The sequence below is a fragment of the Streptomyces sp. NPDC101178 genome (genome assembly GCF_044767965.1).
GTDB lineage: Bacteria > Actinomycetota > Actinomycetes > Streptomycetales > Streptomycetaceae > Streptomyces.
The window spans coordinates 217,463-229,885 of the sequence record NZ_JBIWOZ010000005.1 but is presented as its reverse complement, the minus strand read 5'-3'; the positions used below and the strand labels follow the sequence as shown (position 1 = coordinate 229,885).

General features: G+C 66.9%; 9 protein-coding genes. 7 read left to right on the top strand and 2 right to left on the bottom strand.

Features of this window, described 5'->3' with window-relative positions; translation table 11 throughout:
- The 7 genes from nusG to ACIRR8_RS16780 all read left to right on the top strand — a co-directional run bounded on the left by nusG (position 1) and on the right by ACIRR8_RS16780 (position 11,851).
- Positions 1 to 873, top strand: coding sequence for a transcription termination/antitermination protein NusG (nusG, locus tag ACIRR8_RS16810; RefSeq protein ID WP_404064766.1), 873 nt, complete (start codon positions 1 to 3; stop codon positions 871 to 873).
- Between the two features lie 175 nt (positions 874 to 1,048).
- Positions 1,049 to 1,483 (top strand): 50S ribosomal protein L11, encoded by a 435-nt coding sequence (rplK, locus tag ACIRR8_RS16805; RefSeq protein ID WP_003967000.1) that lies wholly within the window; start codon positions 1,049 to 1,051, stop codon positions 1,481 to 1,483.
- 80 nt (positions 1,484 to 1,563) lie between these two features.
- Positions 1,564 to 2,286: a 50S ribosomal protein L1 gene (gene rplA / locus ACIRR8_RS16800; RefSeq protein ID WP_355880213.1), complete on the top strand. Its 723-nt coding sequence runs from the start codon at positions 1,564 to 1,566 to the stop codon at positions 2,284 to 2,286.
- Between the two features lie 401 nt (positions 2,287 to 2,687).
- On the top strand, positions 2,688 to 3,245 hold the full coding sequence (gene rplJ, locus ACIRR8_RS16795) for a 50S ribosomal protein L10 (RefSeq protein ID WP_018510603.1): 558 nt from the start codon (positions 2,688 to 2,690) through the stop codon (positions 3,243 to 3,245).
- A gap of 84 nt (positions 3,246 to 3,329) precedes the next feature.
- The gene (rplL, locus tag ACIRR8_RS16790) at positions 3,330 to 3,713 is read left to right on the top strand and encodes a 50S ribosomal protein L7/L12 (protein WP_010058811.1); all 384 of its coding nucleotides are present in this window, start codon (positions 3,330 to 3,332) and stop codon (positions 3,711 to 3,713) included.
- A gap of 622 nt (positions 3,714 to 4,335) precedes the next feature.
- A complete protein-coding gene (gene rpoB / locus ACIRR8_RS16785) occupies positions 4,336 to 7,821 on the top strand; it encodes a DNA-directed RNA polymerase subunit beta (RefSeq protein ID WP_317818103.1) in 3,486 nt (1,161 codons plus the stop codon).
- A 130-nt stretch (positions 7,822 to 7,951) separates the two neighbouring features.
- The gene (locus tag ACIRR8_RS16780) at positions 7,952 to 11,851 is read left to right on the top strand and encodes a DNA-directed RNA polymerase subunit beta' (protein WP_326704073.1); all 3,900 of its coding nucleotides are present in this window, start codon (positions 7,952 to 7,954) and stop codon (positions 11,849 to 11,851) included.
- Between the two features lie 80 nt (positions 11,852 to 11,931).
- Here the strand turns inward: ACIRR8_RS16780 and ACIRR8_RS16775 are convergent, their stop codons facing one another.
- Together ACIRR8_RS16775 and ACIRR8_RS16770 are read right to left on the bottom strand one after the other, a co-directional pair.
- Positions 11,932 to 12,192 carry a hypothetical protein gene (locus tag ACIRR8_RS16775; protein WP_404064762.1) on the bottom strand — a complete coding sequence of 87 codons (261 nt, stop codon included), beginning with the start codon at positions 12,190 to 12,192 and terminating at the stop codon, positions 11,932 to 11,934.
- Positions 12,189 to 12,416 (bottom strand): hypothetical protein, encoded by a 228-nt coding sequence (locus ACIRR8_RS16770; RefSeq protein WP_019765124.1) that lies wholly within the window; start codon positions 12,414 to 12,416, stop codon positions 12,189 to 12,191. The genes ACIRR8_RS16775 and ACIRR8_RS16770 overlap by 4 nt, the downstream gene beginning before the upstream one ends.
- Positions 12,417 to 12,423 lie beyond the last annotated feature (7 nt).

Sequence of the window (12,423 nt, the reverse complement as noted above, 5' to 3'; positions counted from 1 at the left end):
GTGTCTGACCCGAACCTGAACGACGCCGTCGAGCCCGAGGCTGGCGCCTTCGAGTCCGCCAAGGACGAGCTCGGCATCGTTGAGGCTGCTGATTCCGAGAAGGCCGATCAGGCCGAGGCCGCCGAGGCCACCGACATCGCTGTGGACGCGGACGAGACGGTCGAGGCCGACGTGGACGCCGAGGTCGCGGAAGCCGCCGAGGCCGAGGCCGACGACAAGAGCGCCGACGAGGAAGAGGCCGAGCCGGCCGCCCCCGTCGACCCCGTGGCGGCCCTCCGCGACGAGCTCAGCACCCTCCCCGGCGAGTGGTACGTCATCCACACGTACGCCGGTTACGAGAAGCGCGTGAAGGCCAACCTGGAGCAGCGCGCCGTCTCGCTCAACGTGGAGGAGTTCATCTATCAGGCCGAGGTGCCTGAAGAGGAAATCGTCCAGATCAAGAACGGCGAGCGCAAGAACGTCCGGCAGAACAAGCTCCCCGGCTACGTGCTGGTGCGCATGGACCTGACGAACGAGTCCTGGGGCGTCGTGCGGAACACGCCGGGCGTCACCGGCTTCGTCGGCAACGCCTACGACCCGTACCCGCTGACCCTGGACGAGATCGTCAAGATGCTCGCACCGGAGGCCGAGGAGAAGGCCGCCCGCGAGGCCGCAGAGGCCGAGGGCAAGCCGGCTCCGTCCCGCAAGGTCGAGGTCCAGGTGCTGGACTTCGAGGTCGGCGACTCGGTCACCGTCACCGACGGCCCATTCGCCACGCTGCAGGCCACGATCAACGAGATCAACGCCGACTCGAAGAAGGTCAAGGGCCTCGTCGAGATCTTCGGCCGTGAGACCCCGGTCGAGCTGAGCTTCGACCAGATCCAGAAGAACTAGCGCTTCCCGCCAGTTTCTGGACACATGCCTACCCAGCAGGTCAGAGGGGCTTCACGGCCGCTCTGACCTGTTGGTTTTTGGTCGCACAGCTATACCCGTTATCGTTGTGCGGTATGCCTCCATCCGGATGACCGGAATCGGCGGCGAAACACTCTCATAGGACCCGGAGAGAGCAATGCCTCCCAAGAAGAAGAAGGTCACGGGGCTTATCAAGCTCCAGATCAACGCCGGTGCGGCGAACCCGGCCCCGCCGGTCGGCCCCGCGCTCGGTCAGCACGGCGTCAACATCATGGAGTTCTGCAAGGCCTACAACGCCGCGACCGAGTCGCAGCGTGGCATGGTCGTGCCGGTGGAGATCACGGTCTACGAGGACCGCTCCTTCACCTTCGTCACGAAGACTCCGCCGGCCGCCAAGCTGATCCTCAAGGCCGCGGGTGTGGACAAGGGCTCCGGCGAGCCGCACAAGACCAAGGTCGCCAAGCTGACGGCCGCCCAGGTCCGCGAGATCGCCACGACGAAGCTCCCCGACCTGAACGCCAATGACCTCGACGCCGCGTCGAAGATCATTGCCGGCACCGCCCGTTCCATGGGCATCACGGTCGAAGGCTGATTCAGCCCCGTAGCCCTCAGTGGTAGGACCAAGCGCTGGTCCGCACCACGACTCCACACTCTGAAACCACAGGAGTAGAAGTGAAGCGCAGCAAGAACCTCCGCGCTGCGGACGCCAAGATCGACCGGGAGCGCCTGTACGCCCCGCTCGAGGCCGTCCGTATCGCCAAGGACACCGCCTCCACGAAGTTCGACGGCACCGTCGAGGTCGCCTTCCGCCTGGGTGTCGACCCGCGCAAGGCCGACCAGATGGTCCGCGGCACCGTGAACCTCCCGCACGGCACCGGCAAGACCGCCCGGGTCCTGGTCTTCGCGACCGGTGACCGTGCTGCGGCCGCGGAAGCCGCCGGAGCCGACATCGTCGGCGCCGACGAGCTCATCGACGAGGTGGCGAAGGGCCGTCTGGACTTCGACGCCGTCGTCGCCACCCCGGACCTCATGGGCAAGGTCGGCCGCCTGGGCCGCGTGCTCGGTCCGCGTGGTCTGATGCCGAACCCGAAGACCGGCACCGTCACCCCCGATGTCGCCAAGGCTGTCACCGACATCAAGGGCGGAAAGATCGAGTTCCGCGTCGACAAGCACTCCAACCTGCACTTCATCATCGGCAAGGTCTCGTTCGACGAGACCAAGCTGGTGGAGAACTACGCAGCGGCGCTGGACGAGGTCCTCCGTCTGAAGCCGTCCGCCGCCAAGGGCCGCTACATCAAGAAGGCCGCGCTGGCCACCACGATGGGCCCCGGCATCCCGCTGGACGCCAACCGCACCCGCAACCTCCTCGTCGAGGAGGACCCGGCCGCCGTCTGAGCCACCGCGCTCACCCGGTAGCCGCGTCGTACGCGTGCACGGTGTGAACGGGTCCCGCACCCTTTCGAGGTGCGGGGCCCGTTCCCGTATCCGCGCACCGCGGGAGCTCCGCTGACCTGCGGCTAAACCTTCCGAGCCGGGGCGGCCGACGCCGGATTTGCCCGGCGCGCCCTCGGTCGCGTACTCTCATCACGAAGCCAAAGACCGCTGGTCGTCGCTGCGCTCCCGTAAGGGTGACGGTGACCGAAGGTTCCGCTAGATCGGACGACCTGCGCAGGTGACTGTGGAACTGCTCCCGGACTCTGTCCGGTCGAGCCGCGCCCTGGCACTTGTGCTGGGGCGTTTCGTCTTTCCCGGCCCCTTCTGAGCGGTCCTCATCACCCGGAAGGAGGCCGACGCTCATGGCAAGGCCCGACAAGGCTGCCGCGGTAGCCGAGCTCGCGGACCAGTTCCGCAGCTCGAACGCCGCCGTGCTGACCGAGTACCGGGGTCTCACCGTGGCGCAGCTCAAGACGCTGCGTCGTTCGCTCGGTGAGAACGCCCAGTACGCCGTGGTGAAGAACACGCTGACCAAGATTGCGGCCAACGAGGCCGGGATCGACACGCTGGACGACCTGTTCTCGGGTCCGACGGCGGTTGCCTTCGTCACCGGTGACCCGGTGGAGTCGGCGAAGGGTCTTCGTGACTTCGCCAAGGACAACCCCAACCTCATCATCAAGGGCGGTGTCCTTGACGGTAAGGCGCTGTCCGCCGATGAGATCAAGAAGCTCGCGGACCTCGAGTCCCGCGAGGTTCTGCTCTCCAAGCTGGCCGGTGCTTTCAAGGGCAAGCAGACGCAGGCGGCGCAGGTCTTCCAGGCCCTGCCCTCCAAGTTCGTCCGCACCGCGGAAGCTCTTCGCGCCAAGAAGGAAGAGCAGGGCGGTGCCGGTACTCCGGCTCCCGCCGAGGCCGCCGAGTAATTTCGCTCAGCGGTCCAGCGGGCTCCACGTACGCCCGCCGACATATACATCCGGCACCTGCCGAATAGTGGAAGGACGCCTGTCATGGCGAAGCTGTCCCAGGACGACCTGCTCGCGCAGTTCGAAGAGATGACCCTCATCGAGCTCTCCGAGTTCGTGAAGGCCTTCGAGGAGAAGTTCGACGTCACCGCCGCCGCGGCCGTCGCCGTCGCCGGTCCGGCCGGCCCGGGCGCCGTTGCCGAGGCCGCTGAGGAGCAGGACGAGTTCGACGTCATCCTCACCGGCGCCGGCGAGAAGAAGATCCAGGTCATCAAGGTCGTGCGTGAGCTGACCTCGCTGGGTCTGAAGGAGGCCAAGGACCTCGTCGACGGCACCCCGAAGCCGGTCCTCGAGAAGGTCGCCAAGGAGGCCGCCGAGAAGGCTGCCGAGTCCCTCAAGGCCGCCGGCGCTTCCGTCGAGGTCAAGTAACACCTCGGGAGTCCACGGACTCCCCGCGGGCGCGTCAGGCGCCCGCACCGAAGGGCGATCACCCAACCGGGTGGTCGCCCTTCGGCGTACCCGTGGCGGCTGCCTTGAACTTCCGCCGGTGACGAGTAGGGTGATCTTCGCCGTGCGCCTCCCGCAGGGCGCCCAGGGACCTCCTGAGGGCTTCCCGGGCGGCGGCCGGAGCGGGCCTCCGGCGCCCGTTCGGACCGGTGGGCCTTGACGAACGGCACGAGGCGCGCAATTCTCAGGACGCGTCATCACTTCGATCCGGATCCGAGGCATGGATCGGGAGTGAAGAGGGAAGTAAAGAAGCGCGCACCCCGCGCGAGGGCCTGAACACATAGGTAGTTGAGAACAGCTGTTGAGAGCGACGTGGGTCTCTGAGAACCCCGACTGGACATCAGTGTGCCGCTTGGCTACACTGACCCTTTGCGCTGCCTGTTAGCTGCCTCCTGCCCGTCACCAGGGGCATGCCCGCACTTGAGCATCGATGACCGACCCTCGCTGAGCTGGCCTTTTCGGCCCGTTCGGGACGGTGTGTCTGGGTGTCCAATGTGGGACCGGTACGCGCGTAGTGAGTCCGAGCCCTCGGAAGGACCCCCTCTTGGCCGCCTCGCGCAACGCCTCGACCGCGAATACGAACAACGGTGCCAGCACCGCCCCGCTGCGCATCTCCTTTGCAAAGATCAAGGAGCCCCTCGAGGTTCCGAACCTCCTCGCGCTGCAGACCGAGAGCTTTGACTGGCTCCTCGGCAACGCCGCCTGGAAGGCTCGCGTCGAGGCTGCTCTGGACAGTGGACAAGACGTCCCCACCAAGTCCGGCCTGGAGGAGATCTTCGAGGAGATCTCTCCGATCGAGGACTTCTCCGGGTCGATGTCGCTCACGTTCCGCGACCACCGCTTCGAGCCCCCGAAGAACTCGATCGACGAGTGCAAGGAGCGCGACTTCACGTTCGCCGCGCCGCTCTTCGTCACGGCCGAGTTCACCAACAACGAGACCGGCGAGATCAAGTCCCAGACGGTCTTCATGGGCGACTTCCCGCTCATGACCAACAAGGGCACCTTCGTCATCAACGGCACCGAGCGTGTCGTCGTGTCGCAGCTGGTCCGCTCGCCGGGTGTCTACTTCGACTCCTCCATCGACAAGACGTCCGACAAGGACATCTTCTCCGCCAAGATCATCCCGTCCCGGGGTGCCTGGCTGGAGATGGAGATCGACAAGCGCGACATGGTCGGTGTCCGCATCGACCGCAAGCGCAAGCAGTCCGTCACCGTCCTCCTCAAGGCTCTCGGCTGGAGCACCGAGCAGATCCTGGAGGAGTTCGGCGAGTACGAGTCGATGCGCGCCACCCTGGAGAAGGACCACACCCAGGGTCAGGACGACGCGCTGCTCGACATCTACCGCAAGCTGCGTCCGGGCGAGCCGCCCACCCGCGAGGCCGCTCAGACGCTGCTCGAGAACCTCTACTTCAACCCGAAGCGCTACGACCTCGCGAAGGTCGGCCGCTACAAGGTGAACAAGAAGCTCGGCGCCGATGAGCCGCTGGACGCCGGGGTGCTCACCACCGACGACGTCATCGCGACCATCAAGTACCTGGTCAAGCTGCACGCCGGTGAGACCGAGACGATCGGTGAGTCGGGCCGGGAGATCGTCGTCGAGACCGACGACATCGACCACTTCGGCAACCGTCGCCTCCGCAACGTCGGCGAGCTCATCCAGAACCAGGTCCGTACGGGCCTGGCGCGGATGGAGCGCGTCGTGCGTGAGCGCATGACGACCCAGGACGTCGAGGCGATCACGCCGCAGACCCTGATCAACATCCGGCCGGTCGTCGCCTCCATCAAGGAGTTCTTCGGCACCAGCCAGCTGTCGCAGTTCATGGACCAGAACAACCCGCTGTCGGGTCTCACCCACAAGCGCCGCCTGTCGGCTCTCGGCCCGGGTGGTCTCTCCCGTGAGCGGGCCGGCTTCGAGGTCCGTGACGTGCACCCGTCCCACTACGGGCGCATGTGTCCGATCGAGACCCCTGAAGGCCCGAACATCGGCCTGATCGGTTCGCTCGCCTCGTACGGCCGCGTCAACGCGTTCGGCTTCATCGAGACGCCGTACCGCAAGGTCGTCGACGGCCAGGTCACCGACGACGTCGACTACATCACCGCCGACGAGGAGGACCGCTTCGTCATCGCCCAGGCGAACGCGATCCTCAACGACGAGCTGCGCTTCACCGAGCCGCGCGTCCTGGTCCGCCGCCGTGGCGGAGAGGTCGACTACGTTCCCGGTGGGGACGTCGACTACATGGACGTCTCGCCGCGTCAGATGGTGTCCGTCGCCACCGCGATGATCCCGTTCCTGGAGCACGACGACGCCAACCGTGCCCTCATGGGCGCGAACATGATGCGCCAGGCGGTGCCGCTCATCAAGTCCGAGGCCCCGCTCGTGGGCACCGGCATGGAGTACCGCTGCGCCACCGACGCCGGTGACGTCCTCAAGGCCGAGAAGGACGGTGTGGTCCAGGAGGTCTCCGCGGACTACATCACCGTCACGAACGACGACGGCACGTACACCACGTACCGCATCGCCAAGTTCATGCGCTCCAACCAGGGCACCTCGGTCAACCAGAAGGTCGTCGTCTCCGAGGGCGACCGGATCATCGCCGACCAGGTACTGGCCGACGGCCCGGCCACCGAGAACGGTGAGATGGCCCTCGGCAAGAACCTGCTCGTGGCGTTCATGCCGTGGGAGGGTCACAACTACGAGGACGCGATCATCCTGTCGCAGCGCCTCGTGCAGGACGACGTCCTCTCCTCGATCCACATCGAGGAGCACGAGGTCGACGCCCGTGACACCAAGCTCGGCCCCGAGGAGATCACCCGGGACATCCCGAACGTCTCCGAAGAGGTCCTCGCCGACCTCGACGAGCGCGGCATCATCCGTATCGGTGCCGAGGTCGTCGCCGGCGACATCCTCGTCGGCAAGGTCACGCCCAAGGGTGAGACCGAGCTGACCCCCGAGGAGCGCCTGCTCCGCGCGATCTTCGGTGAGAAGGCGCGCGAGGTGCGCGACACCTCGCTGAAGGTGCCGCACGGTGAGATCGGCAAGGTCATCGGCGTCCGCGTCTTCGACCGCGAAGAGGGCGACGAGCTGCCGCCGGGCGTGAACCAGCTGGTCCGCGTCTACGTCGCGCAGAAGCGCAAGATCACCGACGGTGACAAGCTCGCCGGCCGTCACGGCAACAAGGGCGTCATCTCGAAGATCCTGCCGATCGAGGACATGCCGTTCCTGGAGGACGGCACCCCGGTCGACATCATCCTCAACCCGCTGGGTGTCCCCTCCCGAATGAACCCGGGACAGGTCCTGGAGATCCACCTCGGCTGGCTCGCCAGCCGCGGCTGGGACGTCTCCGGCCTCGGTGACGAGTGGGCCAAGCGCCTGCAGTCCATCGGCGCCGACCAGGTCGCCCCCGGCACCAACGTCGCCACGCCCGTCTTCGACGGTGCGCGCGAGGACGAGATCTCCGGTCTCTTCGAGGCCACGATCCCCAACCGCGACGGCGACCGCCTGGTCCAGCCCTCCGGCAAGGCCAAGCTGTTCGACGGCCGCTCCGGCGAGCCGTTCCCGGACCCGGTCTCGGTCGGGTTCATGTACATCCTCAAGCTCCACCACCTGGTCGACGACAAGCTGCACGCGCGTTCGACCGGTCCGTACTCCATGATCACCCAGCAGCCGCTGGGTGGTAAGGCCCAGTTCGGTGGACAGCGCTTCGGTGAGATGGAGGTGTGGGCGCTGGAGGCATACGGCGCCGCGTACGCCCTCCAGGAGCTGCTGACGATCAAGTCCGACGACGTGACCGGCCGCGTGAAGGTCTACGAGGCCATCGTCAAGGGCGAGAACATCCCCGAGCCGGGCATCCCCGAGTCCTTCAAGGTGCTCATCAAGGAAATGCAGTCGCTCTGCCTCAACGTGGAGGTGCTGTCCTCGGACGGCATGTCCATCGAGATGCGCGACACGGACGAGGACGTCTTCCGCGCAGCGGAGGAGCTCGGTATCGACCTGTCCCGGCGAGAGCCGAGCAGCGTCGAAGAGGTCTGACGGGTTCGCCGGCCGGATCCCCGTGATCCGGCCGGCTCTCCCCGGACCCGTTCAGACCATTGCTGAAGTGCCCCGTTTTCTCGCTTCCGAGCGAGGGGGCTCGAACCCCCGAAAGAGGGATTGACGACAAGTGCTCGACGTCAACTTCTTCGACGAGCTGCGGATCGGCCTTGCCACCGCGGACGACATCCGGACCTGGTCCCACGGCGAAGTGAAGAAGCCGGAGACCATCAACTACCGCACGCTCAAGCCCGAAAAGGACGGACTCTTCTGCGAGAAGATCTTCGGTCCGACCCGGGACTGGGAGTGCTACTGCGGCAAGTACAAGCGTGTCCGCTTCAAGGGCATCATCTGTGAGCGCTGCGGCGTCGAGGTCACTCGCGCCAAGGTGCGTCGTGAGCGGATGGGCCACATCGAGCTGGCCGCTCCCGTCACCCACATCTGGTACTTCAAGGGCGTCCCGTCGCGCCTCGGCTACCTGCTGGACCTCGCGCCGAAGGACCTGGAAAAGGTCATCTACTTCGCCGCGTACATGATCACGTTCGTGGACGAGGAGCGTCGTACCCGCGACCTGCCCTCCCTGGAGGCGCACGTCTCCGTCGAGCGCCAGCAGACCGAGAACCGCCGCGACTCCGACCTGGAGGCCCGCGCCAAGAAGCTCGAGACCGACCTGGCCGAGCTGGAGGCCGAGGGTGCCAAGGCCGACGTACGCCGCAAGGTGCGCGAAGGTGCCGAGCGCGAGATGAAGCAGCTGCGCGATCGTGCGCAGCGCGAGATCGACCGTCTCGACGAGGTGTGGAGCCGCTTCAAGAACCTCAAGGTCCAGGACCTGGAGGGCGACGAGCTGCTCTACCGCGAGCTGCGTGACCGCTTCGGCACGTACTTCGACGGCTGCATGGGCGCCGCCGCGCTGCAGAAGCGCCTGGAGTCCTTCGACCTCGACGAGGAGGCCGAGCGCCTCCGCGAGATCATCCGTACCGGCAAGGGCCAGAAGAAGACCCGTGCGCTCAAGCGCCTCAAGGTCGTCTCCGCGTTCCTGCAGACCAGCAACAAGCCCAAGGGCATGGTGCTCGACTGCGTGCCGGTCATCCCGCCGGACCTGCGTCCGATGGTGCAGCTGGACGGTGGCCGCTTCGCGACCTCCGACCTGAACGACCTGTACCGCCGCGTGATCAACCGCAACAACCGCCTGAAGCGCCTTCTCGACCTCGGTGCGCCCGAGATCATCGTGAACAACGAGAAGCGCATGCTCCAGGAGGCCGTCGACGCGCTCTTCGACAACGGCCGTCGCGGCCGCCCGGTCACGGGCCCCGGCAACCGTCCGCTGAAGTCGCTGTCCGACATGCTCAAGGGCAAGCAGGGACGCTTCCGTCAGAACCTGCTCGGCAAGCGTGTGGACTACTCCGCGCGTTCCGTGATCGTCGTCGGTCCGCAGCTCAAGCTGCACCAGTGCGGTCTGCCGAAGGCCATGGCGCTGGAGCTCTTCAAGCCGTTCGTGATGAAGCGCCTGGTGGACCTGAACCACGCGCAGAACATCAAGTCGGCCAAGCGCATGGTCGAGCGTGGTCGCACCGTCGTGTACGACGTCCTCGAAGAGGTCATCGCCGAGCACCCGGTGCTGCTGAACCGTGCGCCCACCCTGCACCGCCTCGGCATCCAGGCCTTCGAGCCGCAGCTGGTCGAGGGCAAGGCCATCCAGATCCACCCGCTCGTCTGCACCGCGTTCAACGCGGACTTCGACGGTGACCAGATGGCCGTGCACCTGCCGCTCTCCGCGGAGGCGCAGGCCGAGGCCCGCATCCTGATGCTGTCCTCGAACAACATCCTGAAGCCGGCCGACGGTCGTCCCGTCACCATGCCGACCCAGGACATGGTGCTGGGGCTGTTCTTCCTCACCACCGACGGTGAGCTCCGTGACACCAAGGGCGAGGGCCGCGCGTTCGGCTCCACGGCCGAGGCGATCATGGCGTTCGACGCCGGCGAGCTGGCGCTCCAGTCGTCCGTCGACATCCGCTTCCCGGTCGGCACCATGCCGCCGCGTGGCTGGGTGCCGCCGGTCGCGGAGGAGGGCGAGCCGGAGTACCAGCCGGGCGACACCTTCCGGCTGCGGACGAGCCTGGGCCGTGCGCTCTTCAACGAGCTGCTGCCCGAGGACTACCCGTTCGTCGACTACTCGGTGGGCAAGAAGCAGCTCTCCGAGATCGTCAACGACCTGGCCGAGCGCTACCCCAAGGTCATCGTGGCGGCGACGCTCGACAACCTGAAGGCGGCGGGCTTCCACTGGGCCACCCGTTCCGGCGTGACCGTCTCCGTGGCGGACATCGTCGTACCCGAGGCCAAGAAGGCCATCGTCAAGGGGTACGAGGAGCAGGACGAGAAGGTCCAGAAGCAGTACGAGCGCGGTCTGATCACCAAGGACGAGCGCACGCAGGAGCTCATCGCGATCTGGACCAAGGCGACCAACGAGGTCGCCGAGGCGATGAACGCGAACTTCCCCAAGACCAACCCCATCTTCATGATGGTTGACTCGGGTGCCCGAGGAAACATGATGCAGATGCGGCAGATCGCCGGTATGCGTGGTCTGGTGTCGAACGCGAAGAACGAGACCATCCCGCGTCCGATCAAGGCGTCCTTCCGTGAGGGCCTCACCGTTCTGGAGTACTTCATCTCCACGCACGGTGCCCGTAAGGGTCTGGCGGACACCGCCCTGCGTACCGCCGACTCGGGTTACCTGACCCGTCGTCTGGTGGACGTCTCGCAGGACGTGATCATCCGCGAGGAGGACTGCGGCACCGAGCGCGGCCTCAAGCTGAAGATCGCCGTCAAGGGCGCCGACGGCGTGCTCCGCAAGACGGAGGACGTCGAGACCTCGGTCTACGCCCGCATGCTCGCCGAGGACGTCGTGGTGGACGGCAAGGTCATCGCGCCTGCCAACGTCGACCTCGGTGACGTCCTGATCGACGCCCTGGTGGGCGCCGGCGTCGAGGAGGTCAAGACCCGCTCGGTCCTGACCTGTGAGTCCGCGGTCGGCACCTGTGCCTTCTGCTACGGACGCTCGCTCGCCACCGGCAAGCTGGTCGACATCGGTGAGGCGGTCGGCATCATCGCCGCCCAGTCCATCGGTGAGCCCGGCACCCAGCTGACGATGCGTACCTTCCACACCGGTGGTGTGGCCGGTGACGACATCACCCAGGGTCTGCCCCGAGTCGTCGAGCTCTTCGAAGCCCGTACGCCGAAGGGTGTCGCCCCGATCTCCGAGGCCAAGGGCCGCGTGCGGATCGAGGAGACCGAGAAGACCAAGAAGCTCGTCGTCACCCCGGACGACGGCAGCGACGAGACGGCGTTCCCGATCTCGAAGCGTGCCCGTCTGCTCGTGGGCGAGGGCGACCCGGTCGAGGTGGGCCAGAAGCTCACCGTCGGTGCGACCAACCCGCACGACGTGCTGCGCATCCTCGGCCAGCGTGCGGTCCAGGTCCACCTGGTCGGCGAAGTCCAGAAGGTCTACAACTCGCAGGGCGTGTCGATCCACGACAAGCACATCGAGATCATCATCCGGCAGATGCTCCGCCGCGTGACGATCATCGAGTCCGGCGACGCGGAGCTGCTTCCGGGCGAGCTGGTCGAGCGGTCGAAGTTCGAGACCGAGAACCGTCGTGTGGTCACCGAGGGCGGTCACCCCGCCTCCGGCCGTCCGCAGCTGATGGGTATCACCAAGGCCTCGCTCGCCACCGAGTCGTGGCTGTCGGCGGCGTCCTTCCAGGAGACGACCAGGGTCCTGACCGACGCGGCGATCAACGCCAAGTCGGACTCCCTGATCGGCCTCAAGGAGAACGTCATCATCGGTAAGCTCATCCCGGCCGGTACGGGCCTGTCCCGCTACCGCAACATCCGGGTCGAGCCGACCGAGGAGGCCAAGGCCGCGATGTACTCGGCCGTCGGCTACGACGACATCGACTACTCGCCGTTCGGCACCGGCTCCGGCCAGGCCGTCCCGCTGGAGGACTACGACTACGGTCCGTACAACCAGTAAGCGAGTCGCTTGACGCCTGAGGGCGGTCATCCCGTACGTGACGGGGTGGCCGCCCTTCGGCGTGTGCGGGGCCGGCCGGTTCAGCGGAGCGTCTCCCAGGCGGCGATGGCGAATCCGGCCGTCGCGGTGAGCGCGGCGATGCTCGCCAGCGGCCAGCGGGAGCGTTCCAGCAGGTCGAGGCGGGCCTCGTGGTCGGCGAGCTGTTTGTCGGTCTGGTCGCTGCGCTGGACCAGCAGGGCGAGCTGCCCGTCGGCGCGGGCGAAGCCGGCCTCCAGGCTGCCGCGCATCCGCTCCAGTTCCAGGGCGACGGCCACGGGGTTGTTCGGGTCGGTATCGGTCATGGGCGGCCCTCCGGCGGTTCGGTGCGCAGCCAGCGCGGCAGCAGGGCCTGGACGCCCGGCACGGCCATCACCCGGGTCACCGCTCCCGCGACGGCCAGGGCCCCGGCGACCCGGGGCAGGGTCGCGGGGACGCCGGACGCGTCCACGAGTGCGGGCAGGAGCACGGCAAGGGCGAGGGCCGTCTGCAGGACGGTACGGGCGGTACGCCGGGCGGCGTCGGACATGGCAGGT